Consider the following 14,971-nt stretch of genomic DNA (forward strand, 5'->3'; position numbering starts at 1 on the left):
CCCTGGCCGCTCCCCTGGCGCCGGATCACGATTAGGGGGCTAAACGCAAGTCGGCGCGAGCGCCCGGAGCGAAGCGACCGGAGCGCGATTAGCCCGCGAAACGCAGGTCCGCGCAGCCGAGCGAAGCGAAGGCGAGAGACCCGAAGCGAGCGCAAGCGAAAGGCCCGCCAGGCGGAGCCGGGCGGGCCTTTCGGTGAAGCTGAGGCTCCCGCAGCGAAGCGGAGGGAGCCGGGTGAAGCGGGAGCGAGCTCAGAGCGTGGTGGCGGAGCCACCGGCGGCGGAGAGCTTCTCCTTGGCGGAGCCGGAGAAAGCGTCGGCGGTGATGTCCAGCTTGACGCCGTTCAGGTCACCGTTGCCGAGCACCTTCACGAGCTTGTTCTTGCGAACAAGACCCTTCGCGACGAGCTCCTCGTTGCCGACCTTGCCACCGTCCGGGAACACGCGGGCGATGTCGCCCAGGTTCACGGGCTGGTACTCGGTGCGGAACCGGTTCTTGAAGCCACGCAGCTTCGGCAGCCGCATGTGGATGGGCATCTGCCCACCCTCGAAACCGGCGGGCACGTTCTTCCGGGCCTTGGTGCCCTTGGTACCGCGACCGGCGGTCTTGCCCTTCGAGCCCTCACCACGGCCGACGCGGATCTTGTCGCGCTTCGCGCCCGGAGCCGGACGAAGGTGGTGGATCTTGATGGCAGTCATGCCTTGACCTCCTCGACCTCCACCAGGTGGCGGACCGTGTGGATGAGGCCGCGAACCTGGGGAGTGTCTTCACGCACGACGCTCTGGCGGATCTTGCGCAGCCCGAGGGTGCGCAGCGACTCGCGGTGAGCGTGCTTCGTGCCGATCTTGCTCTTGACCTGGGTCACCTTGAGCTGAGTCATGTCAGACCCCCTGACCCGCGCGCTGGCGCAGCATGCGAGCCGGAGCGACGTCCTCGAGCGGGAGACCGCGGCGGGCCGCGACCTCTTCGGGACGCTGCAGACCCTTCAGGGCCGCCACGGTCGCGTGCACGATGTTGATCGCGTTGTCGGAGCCGAGCGACTTCGACAGCACGTCGTGGACACCCGCGCACTCCAGCACCGCGCGCACCGGGCCACCGGCGATGACACCGGTACCGGCCGAGGCCGGACGGAGCAGCACGACACCGGCGGCTTCCTCACCCTGGATCGGGTGCGGAATGGTGCCACCGACGCGGGGAACGCGGAAGAAGTTCTTCTTCGCTTCCTCGACGCCCTTGGCGATGGCCGCGGGAACTTCCTTGGCCTTGCCGTAGCCGACGCCGACCTGACCGTCGCCGTCACCGACGACCACCAGGGCGGTGAAGCTGAAGCGACGACCACCCTTGACGACCTTGGCGACGCGGTTGATCGTCACGACCTTCTCAAGGTGCGGGGTCTTCTCCTGGCCGGCCCCGCCACGGCCGCTGTCGCGCCGGTCCCGGCGGTCGCGACGGTCATTGCGGTCGTTGCCGCCCTGCCCGCCGGGTCCGCCCTGGCCGCCGCCGAATTGCCGTGTACGTCCCGGCATCAGGCTGTCCTTCCATTCACGAGCATCTGCATCAGAACTCCAACCCCGCCTCACGGGCAGCGTCGGCGAGCGCCGCGATGCGGCCGTGGTAGGCGTTGCCACCACGGTCGAACACCACGGTCGAGACTCCGGCGTTCTTGGCACGGGCGGCGACGAGCTCCCCGACCTTGGCGGCCTTGGCCTTCTTGTCGCCGTCCAGCGCGCGAACGTCCGCCTCGAGGGTGGACGCCGACGCCAGGGTCTTGCCGGCGAGGTCGTCGATCAGCTGCACGGCGATGTGCCGCGACGAACGCTTGACGACCAGGCGCGGACGCTGGTCCGTGCCGTTGATCTTCTTGCGAAGGCGGAAGTGCCGACGGGCCTTCGCGACGCGGCGGCGGGTCGAGATGTCCTTGCCGACCGGCTTGCGCTTCGTAGTCGTGTCGCTCATGATCACTTACCCGTCTTTCCGACCTTGCGGCGGATCTTCTCACCCTCGTAGCGCAGGCCCTTGCCCTTGTACGGGTCCGGGCGGCGCAGCTTGCGGATGACCGCGGCGATCTGGCCGACCTTCTGCTTGTCGATACCCGAGACCGAGAACCGGGTGGGGGTCTCGACCTTGAAGGTGATGCCTTCCGGGGCCTCGATCTTCACCGGGTGGCTGTAGCCGAGGGCGAACTCGAGGTCCGAGCCCTTGGCCTGCACGCGGTAACCGACACCGTGGATCTCGAGCTTCTTCTCGTAGCCCTCGGTCACACCGACGACGAGGTTGTTGACCAGCGTCCGGGTGAGACCGTGCAGGGCACGGCTGTTGCGCTCCTCGTCGGGACGCTTCACCGCGAGAGTGCCGTCTTCGGCCTTCTCGACGGTGATCGGCTCGGCGATGGTGTGCTCAAGGGTGCCCTTGGGCCCCTTGACCTTGATCTGCTGACCTTCGATGGTCACCTCGACCCCGGAGGGGACGGCGACCGGCAGCTTTCCAATGCGTGACATGTCTGTGCCCCCTTCCTTACCAGACGTAGGCGAGGACTTCGCCGCCCACGCTGTTGCGCTTGGCCTGACGGTCGGTCTGGAGGCCGGACGACGTCGAGATGATCGCGACGCCGAGGCCACCGAGAACCGACGGCAGTTCGGTCGATTTTGCGTAGACCCGCAGGCCGGGCTTGGACACGCGGCGAAGGCCGGCGATGCTGCGCTCACGGTTGGGGCCGTACTTCAGCTCCACGATGAGGTTCTTGTGCTTCTCGCCCGGCTCGTCGCGGTAGCCCGAGATGTAGCCCTCGCGCTTGAGGATCTCGGCGATGTTCGCCTTGATCTTCGAGTGGGGAAGCACGACCTCGTCGTGGTAAGCCGAGTTCGCGTTACGCAGACGGGTCAAGAAGTCTGCGATGGGGTCGGTCATCGTCATGGTGACCTGTCAACCTTTCTCGCCCTGGTTCCCTGCGAATTCACTGCAAGGCCTGTGGCGAAGTGGGAGTTAAAAAAGACTCTTACCAGCTGGACTTGCGGACGCCGGGCAGCTCGCCCGCGTGTGCCATCTCGCGAAGGCAGATCCGGCAGAGCCCGAACTTGCGGAACACCGAGTGCGGGCGACCGCACCGCTGGCAGCGCGTGTAACCGCGAACCTTGAACTTCGGCGTCTTCGCGGCCTTGTGGACCAGTGCTTTCTTGGCCATCGACTCAGTTCTCCTTGAACGGGAAGCCGAGCTTGCGAAGCAGCGCGCGGCCCTCGTCGTCGGTGTTGGCGGTGGTGACGACAGTGACGTCCATACCGCGCGGGCGGTCGATGGCGTCCGGGTCGATCTCGTGGAACATGGACTGCTCGTTGAGACCGAACGTGTAGTTGCCGTTGCCGTCGAACTGCTTCGGCGAAAGCCCGCGGAAGTCACGGATACGCGGCAGCGCGATGGTCAGCAGCCGGTCGAGGAACTCCCACATCCGGTCGCCGCGCAGCGTGACGCGCGCACCGATCGGCTGGCCCTCACGCAGCTTGAACTGCGCGATGGACTTGCGAGCCTTGCGAACCTCGGGCTTCTGCCCGGTGATCGCGGCCAGGTCGCGGATGGCGCCTTCGATCAGCTTGCTGTCACGGGCGGCGTCACCGACACCCATGTTCACGACGACCTTGACGACGCCCGGGATCTGGTGGACGTTCTCGAAGGAGAACTCCGCCTGGAGCTGTCCCTTGATCTCCTCGCGGTACCGCACCTTGAGGCGCGGGGCGATCTTCTCTGCGGTGGTCATGATCAGATGTCCTTACCGTTCCGGCGCGAGACCCGGACCTTCTTGCCGTCCTCGCCGATGCGGTAGCCCACCCGGGTCGGCTTGCCGTCGGAGTCGACGACCATCACGTTCGAGACGTGGATGGGCGCCTCCTGCGTGACGATGCCGCCGGACTGCGCGCCGCGCTGGGTCTGGGAGATCCGCGTGTGCTTCTTGATCCGGTTCACGCCCTCGACCAGCACGCGCTCGCGCTCGGGGTAGGCCTGGATGACCTTGCCCTTGGCACCCTTGTCCTTGCCGGCGATGACGACGACCGTGTCGCCCTTCTTCACCTTCATGCTCTACAACACCTCCGGCGCGAGCGAGATGATCTTCATGAACTTCCGGTCGCGCAGTTCGCGACCGACCGGCCCGAAGATGCGGGTGCCGCGGGGCTCATTGTCGTTCTTGATGAGCACAGCAGCGTTCTCGTCGAAGCGGATGTAAGAACCGTCCGGACGACGGCGCTCCTTGCGCGTGCGAACGATGACCGCCTTGACGACGTCACCCTTCTTCACGCCGGCAGCCGGCATGGCGTCCTTCACGGTGGCGACGATGATGTCGCCGATGCCCGCGTAGCGCCGCCCCGAGCCACCGAGAACGCGGATGCAAAGGATTTCCTTCGCGCCCGTGTTGTCGGCAACCCGAAGCCGCGACTCCTGCTGGATCACGTCTACTCCTGTATGTCGCGCTGGTTCTCGCGGTGTGACGCGAGCCTTGCGGAACTAAGGGACTCAAAAAGAGCCCTACTTACTTGGCCTTCTCCACGATCTGCACCAGACGCCAGCGCTTGGTCGCCGACAGCGGGCGGGTCTCCATCAGGGTGACCCGGTCGCCCACGCCCGCCTCGTTGTTCTCGTCGTGCACCTTGACCTTGCTGGTGCTGCGGAGAACCTTGGCGTAACGACGGTGCTTCTTGCGGTCCTCGAGCTCGACCACGATCGTCTTGTTCATCTTGTCCGAGACGACATAGCCCTCACGGACCTTACGGTCGTTGCGGCCGGCCGCCTCGGTGGGCTGCTCGCTCATGCGGCACCTTCACTCTCGGCGTCAGGGGAAACGGACAGGCCGAGTTCACGCTCGCGCATGACCGTGTAGATCCGCGCGATGTCCGTGCGGACGGTACGCAGACGGCGGTTGTTGTCGAGCTGTCCGGTCGCCATCTGGAAGCGGAGGTTGAAGAGCTCCTCCTTGTATTCCTTCAGACGCAGGACGAGCTCTTCCGCGGTGAGCTCACGAAGCTCCGATGCCAGAGCGGCACCTGCCTTCGCCATCAGAACTCACCACCTTCACGGGTCACGATGCGGCACTTCATGGGCAGCTTGTGGATCGCGCGACGGAGCGCCTCACGGGCGGTCTCCTCGTTCGGGAAAGAGATCTCGAACATCACGCGGCCCGGCTTCACGTTGGCGATCCACCACTCGGGCGAACCCTTACCGGAACCCATACGGGTTTCCGCCGGCTTCTTGGTCAGCGGGCGGTCCGGGTAGATGGTCGTCCACACCTTGCCGCCACGCTTGATGTGACGCGTCATGGCGATACGAGCGGACTCGATCTGCCGGTTGGTCACGTAGCTGTGCTCAAGCGCCTGGATGCCGTACTCGCCGAAGTTCACCTTCGTACCGCCCTTGGCGGCACCGTGGCGCTTCGGGGAGTGCTGCTTCCGGTGCTTGACCCTGCGCGGGATGAGCACGTGTCAGCCCTCCGTCTTTTCTGCAGTCTCAGCAGCCGGGGCCTCGGTGGCCGCGGGGGCGGTGTCGTCGCTCTTCGCGGCGGCGGCCGCCCGGCCGGCTTCGGTCGAGGTCGGCGTCGTGCCCGACGAGCCGGAACGGCGCGGTCGGGACGGACGGTCACCACGGTCACGGCGCGGGGCGCGCTCGGCGGCCGCGGCGGCGTCACGCGCCTCCTTGGCCTTGAGGCCACCCACGAGCTCGCCCTTGTAGATCCACACCTTCACGCCGATGCGACCGAACGTCGTCTTGGCCTCGAAGAAGCCGTAGTCGATGTCGGCGCGCAGCGTGTGCAGCGGGACGCGACCGTCGCGGTAGTGCTCGGAGCGGGACATCTCGGCACCGCCGAGACGACCGCCGCACTGCACGCGGATGCCCTTGACCTGCGGCGAGCGCATGGAGGTCTGGATCGCCTTGCGCATCGCGCGGCGGAACGCCACACGGTTGCTCAGCTGCTCCGCGACACCCTGAGCGACGAGCTGGGCGTCGGCCTCGGGGTTCTTGACCTCGAGGATGTTCAGCTGGACCTGCTTGGCGGTCAGCTTCTCCAGCGCGCCGCGGATGCGGTCGGCCTCCGCGCCGCGACGGCCGATGACGATGCCCGGCCGGGCGGTGTGGATGTCGACGCGGACCCGGTCACGGGTGCGCTCGATCTCGACCTTGGAGATCCCGGCGCGCTCCATGCCCGTGGACAGCAGCTTCCGGATCTTGACGTCCTCGGCCACGTACTCCGCGTACTGCTTGTCGGCGTACCAACGCGACTTCCAGTCCGTGGTGATACCCAGGCGGAAGCCGTGCGGGTTGATCTTCTGGCCCACTACCGGCCACCTGCCTTCTTCTTGCCCTGTGCCTTCTTGGCCTCGGCCTTGGGACGCGACTCCACCTCGACGGTGATGTGGCTGGTCCGCTTGCGGATCCGGTACGCGCGGCCCTGGGCCCGCGGACGGATGCGCTTGAGGGTCGGGCCCTCGTCGGCGTAGGCGTTCTTGACCCAGAGGGTGTCCGGGTCGAGATCGAGGTTGTTCTCGGCGTTGGCCACGGCGCTGGCGAGCACCTTCGCGACCGGCTCGCTTGCCGCCTGCGGGGCGAACTGGAGCACGGCCAAGGCGTCGGCGGCGCTACGTCCCTTGATCAGCTCGATCACCCGGCGCACCTTGGTAGGCGAGTCCCGGACGAAGCGAGCCCGCGCGTAAGCCGTCGGCAAAGCCTCGGCCACGTCGTTCTGGGCGTTCATCGCTAGTTCCTTGTTCTCTCGTGCCCGCTCAGCGGCGGCGCGACTTGCGGTCGTCCTTGATGTGGCCCTTGAAGGTCCGAGTCGGGGCGAATTCGCCCAACTTGTGACCCACCATCGCCTCGGTGACGAACACCGGGACGTGCTTGCGACCGTCGTGCACCGCGATCGTGTGACCCAGGAAATCCGGGATGATCGTGGAGCGTCGCGACCAGGTCTTGATGACGGTCTTCTTGCCCGACTCGTTGAGAGCGTCCACCTTCTTGAGCAGGTGGTCGTCCACGAAGGGGCCCTTTTTGAGGCTACGTGGCATGTTCTTCTACCTCCCTGCTCAGCGCTTCTTGCCGGTACGCCGGCGGCGGACGATCATGGCGTCGGAAGCCTTGCGGCGGCGGGTGCGGCCTTCGGGCTTACCGTTCGGGTTCACCGGGTGGCGACCACCGGAGGTCTTACCCTCACCACCACCGTGCGGGTGGTCGACCGGGTTCATGACGACACCACGGACGGTGGGGCGCTTGCCGCGCCAGCGGTTACGGCCCGCCTTGCCCCAGTTGATGTTCGAGTGCTCGGAGTTGCCGACCTCGCCGATGGTGGCGCGGTTGCGCACGTCGACGTTGCGGATCTCGCCCGAGGGGAGACGAAGCTGGGCGTAAGGCCCGTCCTTCGCCACCAGCTGCACCTTGGCACCGGCGGACCGCGCCATCTTCGCGCCGCCACCGGGGCGGAGCTCGATCGCGTGGATCACGGTGCCGACCGGGATGTTGCGCAGCGGCAGGTTGTTACCCGGCTTGATGTCGGCCCGGGGGCCGTTCTCGACCGTGTCACCCTGCTTGAGCTTCTCCGGGGCGATGATGTAGCGCTTCTCGCCGTCGGCGTAGTGCAGCAGCGCGATCCGAGCGGACCGGTTGGGGTCGTACTCGATGTGCGCGACCTTGGCGGGAACGCCGTCCTTGTCGTTCCGGCGGAAGTCGATCAGCCGGTACGCGCGCTTGTGGCCACCGCCCTTGTGCCGGGTGGTGATCTTGCCGCTGGAGTTACGGCCGCCGGACTTGCTCAGCGGACGCAGCAGCGACTTCTCCGGGGTGGACCGAGTGATCTCGGCGAAGTCGGAGACGCTGGAACCGCGACGACCCGGGGTCGTCGGCTTGTACTTGCGGATGCCCATGTGTCAGCTCAGTCCTTTACGCGGTGGGTCCGCCGAAGATCTCGATCGGCTTGCTCTCAGCCGAAAGAGTCACGATGGCGCGCTTGGTGTCCTTGCGCTTGCCGAAGCCGGCGCGAGTCCGCTTACGCTTGCCCTGGCGGTTGGCCGTGTTGACGCTGACCACCTTGACGCCGAACACCTTCTCGACCGCGATCTTGATCTGGGTCTTGTTGGCGTCCGGGCGGACGATGAACGTGTACTTGTGGTCCTCGAGCAGCCCGTAGGACTTCTCGGAGATCACCGGCGCGAGCAAGATGTCGCGGGGATCGGGGATGGCGATCGCACTCACTGCTCGTCACTCCCTTCAACCTCGCTCGACCGCGCGCTGGCCTTCGCGCCCTTGCCCCGGACGGGACCGGCGACGAACACGTCGTAAGCGGCCTTGGTGAACACCACGTCGTCGTTGACCAACACGTCGTAGGTGTTGAGCTGGTCGGGCGTGATGATGTGGACCTCGGCCAGGTTCCGCAGCGAGTTCCAGCTCAGCTCGTCGTCGCGGTGCAGGACCACGAGAACGCGCTTGGCCTGGGTCAGCGCGGCGATGGCGGCCTTGGCGGACTTGGTGGACGGCTTCTCGCCGGTCACCAGTTCGGTGACGACGTGCAGCTGTCCGGCACGGGCCCGGTCGGAGAGGGCGCCACGCAGGGCGGCGGCCTTCATCTTCTTCGGGGTCCGCTGGGTGTAGTCACGCGGCGTGGGGCCGTGGACGACGCCACCACCGGTGAACTGCGGCGCACGGGTCGAACCCTGGCGGGCGCGGCCGGTGCCCTTCTGGCGGTACGGCTTCTTGCCACCACCGCGGACTTCACCGCGGGTCTTGGTGTCATGCGTGCCCTGGCGCGCGGCGGCCAGCTGGCCCACCACGACCTGGTGCATGAGGGGCACGTTGGCCTGCACGTCGAAGATCTCCGAGGGGAGCTCGACCGTGCCGTCGGCTTTACCGGCCGGGGTCTTCAGCTCGACGCTGGTCATGTTCAGTTACCACCCTTCGCGGCGCTGCGAACGAACAGCAGGCCGCCCTTGGGACCGGGCACGGCGCCCTTGATCAGCAGCAGGCCGTCCTCGGCACGCACCGCGTGCACGGTCAGGTTCTGCGTGGTGACCCGGTCGTTGCCCATCCGGCCCGCCATGCGCAGGCCCTTGAAGACGCGGCCCGGGGTGGCGCAGCCACCGATCGAGCCGGGCTTGCGGTGCACGGCCTGGGCACCGTGGCTCGCGCCCTGGCCCTTGAAGCCGTGACGCTTCATGACACCGGCGTAGCCCTTGCCCTTGCTGGTACCGGTCACGTCGACCTCGATACCGGCCTCGAACACCTCGGCGGTGATCTCCTGGCCGACCTCGTAGGTCTCGGCGTCGGTGGTACGCAGCTCCGCAAGGAAACGACGCGGGGTCACGCTCGCCTTGTCGAAGTGGCCGGTGCGCGGCTTGTTCACCCGGCGCGGGTCGACCGCGCCGAAAGCCAGCTGCACGGCCTTGTAGCCGTCGTTCTCCTGGGTCCGAACCTGGGTGACCACGTTCGGCCCGGCCTGCACGACGGTCACCGGGACGACCCGGTTGTTCTCGTCGAAGACCTGGGTCATGCCGAGCTTGGTGCCCAGGATGCCCTTCACTTGCCTGTCAGACATGAGTCTCTTACTCTCCGCCGCTCGCCAGCCGCTGCTACTGGATGTTGACGTCGACGCTCGCCGGCAGGTCGATGCGCATGAGCGCGTCGACCGTCTTCGGCGTCGGGTCGAGGATGTCGATCAGACGCTTGTGCGTGCGCATCTCGAAGTGCTCGCGCGAGTCCTTGTACTTGTGCGGCGAGCGGATGACGCAGTAAACGTTCTTCTCGGTGGGCAGCGGCACCGGCCCGACAACACGGGCGCCGGTGCGCGTGACCGTCTCGACGATCTTGCGTGCCGAGGTGTCGATCGCCTCGTGGTCGTAGGCCTTGAGCCGGATGCGGATCTTCTGTCCCGCCATGGTGGCTGCTCGTTCCTTGTCGTCTCGTGCCGCTTTTGTCTTTTCAAACCTCAGCCTGGCTGAGGTTTTCCCAGTTCAACGGCCCTGTCCCCGGTCCACGCGGTCGGGCGTGTCGGGCCCGACGCACAGACGGATCCCGCGGGATCTTCGTCTTGCCTGGTCTTCCTCAACGTGAGGAGGCATCGAGCCGGCCGAAATGCTGGATAGCCGTCTCAAACGCCCTTGCCCGCTAGCCTCACCCGAAGGAAGTGCTCCGCGGACCGTGGCCGCTCATACCAGGGCGGCCGGAACCCGTTCTCCGAAAGAAGTACGAGTTCGGCCGCCCCAGGACGAGCAACCTGAATAGTGTCGCACACGTGATTTGACGCCCCTAACCCGGGGGTGTATTGACCCCGGGCGGGGCGTCTAAATCACTTGTTGATCTTGGTGACCTGGCCGGCGCCGACGGTCCGTCCACCCTCACGGATGGCGAAACGCAGGCCCTCGTCCATGGCGACCGGCTGGATCAGCACGACGCTGATGTCCGTGTTGTCGCCCGGCATGACCATCTCGACACCCTCCTTGAGGGTGACGACGCCGGTCACGTCCGTGGTACGGAAGTAGAACTGCGGGCGGTAGTTGTTGAAGAACGGGGTGTGACGGCCACCCTCGTCCTTCGACAGGATGTAGACCGAGCCCTCGAACTCCGTGTGCGGGGTGGTGGTGCCCGGCTTCACGACGACCTGGCCGCGCTCGACGTCCTCGCGCTTGATACCGCGGACCAGCAGACCGACGTTGTCGCCGGCCTCACCCTGGTCGAGCAGCTTGCGGAACATCTCGACGCCGGTGACGGTGGTCTTGGTCGACTTCTCCTTGATGCCGACGATCTCGACCTCTTCGTTCACGTTGACGCGGCCACGCTCGATACGGCCGGTCACGACCGTGCCACGACCGGTGATCGTGAAGACGTCTTCGATCGGCATCAGGAACGGCTTGTCGAGCTCGCGCACCGGGTCCGGCACGTTCTCGTCGACGGCCGCCATGAGCTCGAGAACGCTCTCGCCCCACTTGGCGTCGCCCTCGAGGGCCTTCAGGCCGGAGACCTTGACGACCGGAGCGTCGTCACCCGGGAAGTCCTGGGAGGACAGCAGCTCGCGGACCTCGAGCTCGACGAGCTCCAGGATCTCCTCGTCGTCGACCATGTCGGCCTTGTTCAGCGCGACCACGATGTAGGGCACGCCGACCTGCTTCGCGAGCAGCACGTGCTCACGGGTCTGCGGCATCGGGCCGTCGGTCGCCGCGACCACGAGGATCGCGCCGTCCATCTGCGCCGCACCGGTGATCATGTTCTTGATGTAGTCCGCGTGACCGGGGGCGTCCACGTGGGCGTAGTGGCGCTTCTCGGTCTGGTACTCGACGTGCGAGATGTTGATCGTGATACCGCGCTGCTTCTCTTCCGGCGCGTTGTCGATCTGGTCGAACGCCGACGCCGTGTTCAGCTCGGGGTACTTGTCGTGCAGAACCTTGGTGATCGCCGCGGTCAGAGTGGTCTTACCGTGGTCGACGTGACCGATGGTCCCGATGTTGACGTGCGGCTTGGTCCGCTCGAATTTCGCCTTCGCCACTGGAATGTCCTCCTGGACTGTTTTGCTTACTCACCGGCCAACGTGGCTGTCGGACGGAGATTCGTTTCTTACGGATACCGCGGACGTTCAGGAGCGTTCCTTATGCCCGCGAGCGGACGGGAACTACTCCCCCGTCGCCTTCGCGATGATTTCCTTCGCGACGTTCGCGGGAACCTCGGCGTAGGAGTCGAACACCATGGAGTAGTTGGCACGTCCCTGCGTACGCGAACGCAGGTCGCCGACGTAACCGAACATCTCCGACAGCGGGACCAGTGCCTTGACGACACGGGTACCGGCGCGCTCCTCCATGGCCTGGATCTGGCCACGGCGGGAGTTGAGGTCGCCGATCACATCGCCCATGTAGTCCTCGGGCGTGGTGACCTCGACGGCCATCAGCGGCTCGAGGATGACCGGACCGGCCTTCTTCGCGGCTTCCTTCATCGCCATCGAACCGGCGATCTTGAAGGCCATTTCCGAAGAGTCGACCTCGTGGTACGCGCCGTCCAACAAGGTGAACTTCAACCCGACGAGCGGGTAGCCGGCCAGCACGCCGTACTGCATGGCGTCCTGCGCGCCCGCGTCGACCGACGGGATGTACTCCCGCGGCACGCGGCCACCGGTGACCTTGTTGTCGAACTCGTAGAGGGCACCGTCGGTGGACTCGAGCGGCTCGAGCTTGACGATGACCTTCGCGAACTGACCGGAACCACCGGTCTGCTTCTTGTGCACGTAGTCGAGCTTCTCGACCGTCTTGCGCACCGTCTCGCGGTAGGCGACCTGCGGCTTACCGATGTTCGCCTCGACCTTGTAGTCGGACTTCATGCGGTTGACCAGCACCTCGAGGTGCAGCTCGCCCATGCCCGCGATGATCGTCTGGCCGGTGTCCTCGTCCAGGTTGACCTGGAACGTCGGGTCCTCTTCGGCCAGCTTCTGGATCGCCAGGGACAGCTTCTCCTGGTCGGCCTTGGTCTTCGGCTCGATCGCGACGCGGATGACCGGCGCCGGAAACGTCATCGACTCGAGGACGACCGGGTTCTGCGGGTCGGCGAGGGTGTCACCGGTGGTGGTGTCCTTCAGGCCGATGACCGCGTAGATGTGGCCCGCCTGGGCCTCGTCGACCGGGTTCTCCTTGTTGGAGTGCATCTGGAAGAGCTTCCCGATGCGCTCCTTGCGCTCCTTGGTGGCGTTGATCAGCTGCGCGCCGGAGGCGACCTTGCCCGAGTACACCCGGATGTAGGTCAGCTTGCCGAAGAACGGGTGCGCGGCGATCTTGAACGCCAGGGCGGAGAACGGCTCGTCGACGGACGGCTTCCGGGAGACCGGGGTCTCGCCGTCGGGCAGCGTGCCCTCGACGGCCGGGACGTCCAGCGGCGACGGAAGGTAGTCGATGACCGCGTCGAGCATGGGCTGGACGCCCTTGTTCTTGAACGCGGAACCGGTGAGCACCGGGTACGCCTCGCGGGCGACGGTGAGCTTCCGGATGCCGGCCTTGATCTCGGCCTCAGTCAGCTCCTCGCCCTCGAGGAACTTCTCCATCAGGGAGTCGTCGGTCTCGGCGACGGCCTCGACCAGCTTCTCCCGGTACTCGGCCGCCTTGTCGGCGAGCTCGGCCGGGATGTCCTCGACGGCGTAGTCCTCGCCCTTCTGGACCTCGCCGCGCCAGGTCAGCGCCTTCATGCGGACCAGGTCGACGACGCCTTCGAACTCGCTCTCGGCGCCGATCGGCAGCTGGATGACCAGCGGGCGGGCGCCGAGGCGCTCCTCGATGGTGCGGACGGTGAAGTAGAAGTCCGCGCCGAGCTTGTCCATCTTGTTGACGAAGCAGATACGAGGAACCTCGTACTTGTCCGCCTGACGCCAGACCTGCTCGGACTGCGGCTCGACACCTTCCTTGCCGTCGAAGACCGCGACGGCACCGTCGAGCACGCGGAGCGAACGCTCCACCTCGACGGTGAAGTCGACGTGGCCCGGCGTGTCGATGATGTTGATCTGGTGATCGGCCCAGAAAGTGGTGGTCGCAGCCGAGGTGATGGTGATACCCCGCTTCTGCTCCTCCTCCATCCAGTCCATGGTGGCGGCGCCATCGTGGACTTCACCGATCTTGTAGTTGACCCCGGTGTAGAACAGGATCCGCTCGGTGGTGGTGGTCTTACCGGCGTCGATGTGGGCCATGATGCCGATGTTGCGGACCTGGTTCAGGTCGGTCAGCACTTCACGTGCCACGAGAGTGTTCCCCTGTCTCAAAATTGGGGCCCGGCAAGGCTTTGATCGGCAGCCGGGCGGTCATCACCAGCGGTAGTGCGCGAAGGCCTTGTTGGACTCGGCCATCTTGTGCGTGTCCTCGCGCCGCTTCACGCTGGCGCCGAGGCCGTTGCTCGCGTCGAGGAGTTCGTTCTGCAGACGCTCGATCATGGTCTTCTCGCGGCGGGCCGCGGAGAAGGAGACGAGCCAGCGCAGCGCGAGGGTGGTGGAGCGGCCCGGCTTGACCTCGATCGGCACCTGGTAGGTGGCACCACCGACGCGGCGGCTCTTCACCTCGATGGTGGGCTTCACGTTGTCGAGGGCGCGCTTCAGCGTGACGACCGGGTCGGTGCCGGTCTTCTCGCGAGCGCCTTCGAGAGCGCCGTAGACGATGCGCTCGGCCAGGGACCGCTTGCCGTCCTTCAGCACCTTGTTCACCAGCTGGGTGACCAGCGGGGATGCGTAGACGGGGTCAGAGATCAGCGGCCGCTTCGGGGCCGGACCCTTGCGGGGCATTAGCTCTTCTCCTTCTTCGCGCCGTACCGGCTGCGCGCCTGCTTACGGTTCTTGACACCCTGGGTGTCGAGCGAACCGCGGATGATCTTGTAACGGACACCCGGCAGGTCCTTCACACGGCCACCGCGCACGAGCACCATCGAGTGCTCCTGCAGGTTGTGGCCTTCACCGGGAATGTAGGCGGTGACCTCGATGCCGCTGGTCAGCTTCACACGAGCGACCTTGCGAAGCGCCGAGTTCGGCTTCTTGGGGGTTGTGGTGTACACGCGAGTGCACACGCCACGCCGCTGCGGGCTCCCCTTGAGGGCCGCGGTCTTCTGCTTGGCAGCCTTGTCCTGGCGGCCCTTACGGACCAGCTGCTGGATCGTGGGCAATGGACCAGCTTTCTGTTCGCGATCTTGCTACTACGTGTTGTCTCCGGCCCCCGCGGTCGGGCGTGTCGGCCCGCGTCACGGTCTTGCGACCGGTAACTTCCCGTAGGGATTTTCCGTCGGATCCCGCGTGGGCGAAGCCGGTGGACCGGATGCCTGAGCACCCCGTCCATGCCGCACGGCACACGGGACGGCCCGACGCCTGCCGGGCACGGTCTCCAAAGATACCCGGCCACTTCCGCGCCGACCAAATCGGGGGGTCGATAACTATATCGTGCCGGGCGTCACGCCGCGGCCACCCTGATGGAACGGCGTTTCGGGCCGTTTCTCCAGCCAGGCCCCGC

Annotated in this window: 25 protein-coding genes; all 25 read right to left on the reverse strand. The window is 66.2% G+C overall.

Annotated features, from left to right (window positions below; translation table 11 throughout):
* Positions 1-249: 249 nt before the first annotated feature.
* The 25 genes from rplO to rpsL all read right to left on the reverse strand — a co-directional run bounded on the left by rplO (position 250) and on the right by rpsL (position 14,630).
* The gene (rplO, locus tag IE302_RS27135; protein ID WP_191257269.1) at positions 250-696 is read right to left on the reverse strand and encodes a 50S ribosomal protein L15; all 447 of its coding nucleotides are present in this window, start codon (positions 694-696) and stop codon (positions 250-252) included.
* Complete coding sequence (gene rpmD / locus IE302_RS27140; protein ID WP_005166796.1) at positions 693-878, reverse strand: 50S ribosomal protein L30; 186 nt, start codon at positions 876-878, stop codon at positions 693-695. Before rpmD ends, rplO begins: the two co-directional genes overlap by 4 nt.
* 1 nt (position 879) lies before the next feature.
* The gene (gene rpsE, locus IE302_RS27145; RefSeq protein ID WP_005166795.1) at positions 880-1,524 is read right to left on the reverse strand and encodes a 30S ribosomal protein S5; all 645 of its coding nucleotides are present in this window, start codon (positions 1,522-1,524) and stop codon (positions 880-882) included.
* Positions 1,525-1,555: 31 nt separating this feature from the next.
* The gene (rplR, locus tag IE302_RS27150) at positions 1,556-1,954 is read right to left on the reverse strand and encodes a 50S ribosomal protein L18 (protein ID WP_076163415.1); all 399 of its coding nucleotides are present in this window, start codon (positions 1,952-1,954) and stop codon (positions 1,556-1,558) included.
* 2 nt (positions 1,955-1,956) lie between these two features.
* Entirely contained in the window at positions 1,957-2,496 is a 540-nt protein-coding gene (rplF, locus tag IE302_RS27155; protein ID WP_191257270.1) for a 50S ribosomal protein L6, read from the reverse strand.
* 16 nt (positions 2,497-2,512) lie between these two features.
* On the reverse strand, positions 2,513-2,911 hold the full coding sequence (gene rpsH, locus IE302_RS27160; protein ID WP_005166791.1) for a 30S ribosomal protein S8: 399 nt from the start codon (positions 2,909-2,911) through the stop codon (positions 2,513-2,515).
* Positions 2,912-2,993: 82 nt separating this feature from the next.
* Positions 2,994-3,179 (reverse strand): type Z 30S ribosomal protein S14, encoded by a 186-nt coding sequence (locus IE302_RS27165; RefSeq protein WP_005166789.1) that lies wholly within the window; start codon positions 3,177-3,179, stop codon positions 2,994-2,996.
* Positions 3,180-3,183: 4 nt separating this feature from the next.
* Positions 3,184-3,747 carry a 50S ribosomal protein L5 gene (gene rplE, locus IE302_RS27170; protein ID WP_191257271.1) on the reverse strand — a complete coding sequence of 188 codons (564 nt, stop codon included), beginning with the start codon at positions 3,745-3,747 and terminating at the stop codon, positions 3,184-3,186.
* A 2-nt stretch (positions 3,748-3,749) separates the two neighbouring features.
* On the reverse strand, positions 3,750-4,064 hold the full coding sequence (rplX, locus tag IE302_RS27175; RefSeq protein ID WP_005166786.1) for a 50S ribosomal protein L24: 315 nt from the start codon (positions 4,062-4,064) through the stop codon (positions 3,750-3,752).
* Between the two features lie 3 nt (positions 4,065-4,067).
* Positions 4,068-4,436, reverse strand: a complete 369-nt coding sequence (gene rplN / locus IE302_RS27180) for a 50S ribosomal protein L14 (RefSeq protein ID WP_005166785.1) — start codon at positions 4,434-4,436, stop codon at positions 4,068-4,070.
* A 79-nt stretch (positions 4,437-4,515) separates the two neighbouring features.
* Positions 4,516-4,794 carry a 30S ribosomal protein S17 gene (rpsQ, locus tag IE302_RS27185; RefSeq protein WP_005166784.1) on the reverse strand — a complete coding sequence of 93 codons (279 nt, stop codon included), beginning with the start codon at positions 4,792-4,794 and terminating at the stop codon, positions 4,516-4,518.
* The gene (gene rpmC, locus IE302_RS27190; protein WP_005166783.1) at positions 4,791-5,039 is read right to left on the reverse strand and encodes a 50S ribosomal protein L29; all 249 of its coding nucleotides are present in this window, start codon (positions 5,037-5,039) and stop codon (positions 4,791-4,793) included. The genes rpsQ and rpmC overlap by 4 nt, the downstream gene beginning before the upstream one ends.
* A complete protein-coding gene (gene rplP, locus IE302_RS27195; protein ID WP_005166782.1) occupies positions 5,039-5,458 on the reverse strand; it encodes a 50S ribosomal protein L16 in 420 nt (139 codons plus the stop codon). The genes rpmC and rplP overlap by 1 nt, the downstream gene beginning before the upstream one ends.
* A 3-nt stretch (positions 5,459-5,461) precedes the next feature.
* Positions 5,462-6,313, reverse strand: a complete 852-nt coding sequence (rpsC, locus tag IE302_RS27200) for a 30S ribosomal protein S3 (protein ID WP_005166781.1) — start codon at positions 6,311-6,313, stop codon at positions 5,462-5,464.
* Positions 6,313-6,729 (reverse strand): 50S ribosomal protein L22, encoded by a 417-nt coding sequence (rplV, locus tag IE302_RS27205; RefSeq protein ID WP_005166780.1) that lies wholly within the window; start codon positions 6,727-6,729, stop codon positions 6,313-6,315. Before rplV ends, rpsC begins: the two co-directional genes overlap by 1 nt.
* A 28-nt stretch (positions 6,730-6,757) precedes the next feature.
* Positions 6,758-7,039, reverse strand: coding sequence for a 30S ribosomal protein S19 (gene rpsS, locus IE302_RS27210; protein WP_003102083.1), 282 nt, complete (start codon positions 7,037-7,039; stop codon positions 6,758-6,760).
* 18 nt (positions 7,040-7,057) lie between these two features.
* Positions 7,058-7,891 carry a 50S ribosomal protein L2 gene (gene rplB / locus IE302_RS27215; RefSeq protein ID WP_005166779.1) on the reverse strand — a complete coding sequence of 278 codons (834 nt, stop codon included), beginning with the start codon at positions 7,889-7,891 and terminating at the stop codon, positions 7,058-7,060.
* Positions 7,892-7,907: 16 nt separating this feature from the next.
* Positions 7,908-8,219, reverse strand: coding sequence for a 50S ribosomal protein L23 (rplW, locus tag IE302_RS27220; protein WP_005166778.1), 312 nt, complete (start codon positions 8,217-8,219; stop codon positions 7,908-7,910).
* Entirely contained in the window at positions 8,216-8,902 is a 687-nt protein-coding gene (gene rplD, locus IE302_RS27225; RefSeq protein WP_005166776.1) for a 50S ribosomal protein L4, read from the reverse strand. The genes rplW and rplD overlap by 4 nt, the downstream gene beginning before the upstream one ends.
* 2 nt (positions 8,903-8,904) lie before the next feature.
* Positions 8,905-9,555: a 50S ribosomal protein L3 gene (gene rplC / locus IE302_RS27230; RefSeq protein WP_020633317.1), complete on the reverse strand. Its 651-nt coding sequence runs from the start codon at positions 9,553-9,555 to the stop codon at positions 8,905-8,907.
* Between the two features lie 34 nt (positions 9,556-9,589).
* A complete protein-coding gene (gene rpsJ, locus IE302_RS27235; RefSeq protein ID WP_003102098.1) occupies positions 9,590-9,895 on the reverse strand; it encodes a 30S ribosomal protein S10 in 306 nt (101 codons plus the stop codon).
* 410 nt (positions 9,896-10,305) lie between these two features.
* The gene (gene tuf, locus IE302_RS27240) at positions 10,306-11,499 is read right to left on the reverse strand and encodes an elongation factor Tu (protein ID WP_005166772.1); all 1,194 of its coding nucleotides are present in this window, start codon (positions 11,497-11,499) and stop codon (positions 10,306-10,308) included.
* 123 nt (positions 11,500-11,622) lie between these two features.
* The gene (gene fusA, locus IE302_RS27245) at positions 11,623-13,722 is read right to left on the reverse strand and encodes an elongation factor G (RefSeq protein ID WP_191257272.1); all 2,100 of its coding nucleotides are present in this window, start codon (positions 13,720-13,722) and stop codon (positions 11,623-11,625) included.
* Between the two features lie 63 nt (positions 13,723-13,785).
* A complete protein-coding gene (gene rpsG / locus IE302_RS27250) occupies positions 13,786-14,256 on the reverse strand; it encodes a 30S ribosomal protein S7 (protein WP_005166770.1) in 471 nt (156 codons plus the stop codon).
* Positions 14,256-14,630, reverse strand: coding sequence for a 30S ribosomal protein S12 (gene rpsL / locus IE302_RS27255; protein ID WP_003102113.1), 375 nt, complete (start codon positions 14,628-14,630; stop codon positions 14,256-14,258). Before rpsL ends, rpsG begins: the two co-directional genes overlap by 1 nt.
* Positions 14,631-14,971 lie beyond the last annotated feature (341 nt).

The sequence above is a fragment of the Amycolatopsis oliviviridis genome, from assembly GCF_014654365.1.
GTDB lineage: Bacteria > Actinomycetota > Actinomycetes > Mycobacteriales > Pseudonocardiaceae > Amycolatopsis > Amycolatopsis oliviviridis.

What these genes read in the sequence shown, in the direction of transcription:
- rplO (WP_191257269.1), bottom strand. Translation starts at nt 696, where the DNA reads ATGACTGCCATCAAGATCCACCACCTTCGTCCGGCTCCGGGCGCGAAG.
- rpmD (WP_005166796.1), bottom strand. Translation starts at nt 878, where the DNA reads ATGACTCAGCTCAAGGTGACCCAGGTCAAGAGCAAGATCGGCACGAAG.
- rpsE (WP_005166795.1), bottom strand. Translation starts at nt 1,524, where the DNA reads ATGCCGGGACGTACACGGCAATTCGGCGGCGGCCAGGGCGGACCCGGC.
- rplR (WP_076163415.1), bottom strand. Translation starts at nt 1,954, where the DNA reads ATGAGCGACACGACTACGAAGCGCAAGCCGGTCGGCAAGGACATCTCG.
- rplF (WP_191257270.1), bottom strand. Translation starts at nt 2,496, where the DNA reads ATGTCACGCATTGGAAAGCTGCCGGTCGCCGTCCCCTCCGGGGTCGAG.
- rpsH (WP_005166791.1), bottom strand. Translation starts at nt 2,911, where the DNA reads ATGACGATGACCGACCCCATCGCAGACTTCTTGACCCGTCTGCGTAAC.
- IE302_RS27165 (WP_005166789.1), bottom strand. Translation starts at nt 3,179, where the DNA reads ATGGCCAAGAAAGCACTGGTCCACAAGGCCGCGAAGACGCCGAAGTTC.
- rplE (WP_191257271.1), bottom strand. Translation starts at nt 3,747, where the DNA reads ATGACCACCGCAGAGAAGATCGCCCCGCGCCTCAAGGTGCGGTACCGC.
- rplX (WP_005166786.1), bottom strand. Translation starts at nt 4,064, where the DNA reads ATGAAGGTGAAGAAGGGCGACACGGTCGTCGTCATCGCCGGCAAGGAC.
- rpsQ (WP_005166784.1), bottom strand. Translation starts at nt 4,794, where the DNA reads ATGAGCGAGCAGCCCACCGAGGCGGCCGGCCGCAACGACCGTAAGGTC.
- rpmC (WP_005166783.1), bottom strand. Translation starts at nt 5,039, where the DNA reads ATGGCGAAGGCAGGTGCCGCTCTGGCATCGGAGCTTCGTGAGCTCACC.
- rplV (WP_005166780.1), bottom strand. Translation starts at nt 6,729, where the DNA reads ATGAACGCCCAGAACGACGTGGCCGAGGCTTTGCCGACGGCTTACGCG.
- rpsS (WP_003102083.1), bottom strand. Translation starts at nt 7,039, where the DNA reads ATGCCACGTAGCCTCAAAAAGGGCCCCTTCGTGGACGACCACCTGCTC.
- rplB (WP_005166779.1), bottom strand. Translation starts at nt 7,891, where the DNA reads ATGGGCATCCGCAAGTACAAGCCGACGACCCCGGGTCGTCGCGGTTCC.
- rplD (WP_005166776.1), bottom strand. Translation starts at nt 8,902, where the DNA reads ATGACCAGCGTCGAGCTGAAGACCCCGGCCGGTAAAGCCGACGGCACG.
- rplC (WP_020633317.1), bottom strand. Translation starts at nt 9,555, where the DNA reads ATGTCTGACAGGCAAGTGAAGGGCATCCTGGGCACCAAGCTCGGCATG.
- rpsJ (WP_003102098.1), bottom strand. Translation starts at nt 9,895, where the DNA reads ATGGCGGGACAGAAGATCCGCATCCGGCTCAAGGCCTACGACCACGAG.
- rpsG (WP_005166770.1), bottom strand. Translation starts at nt 14,256, where the DNA reads ATGCCCCGCAAGGGTCCGGCCCCGAAGCGGCCGCTGATCTCTGACCCC.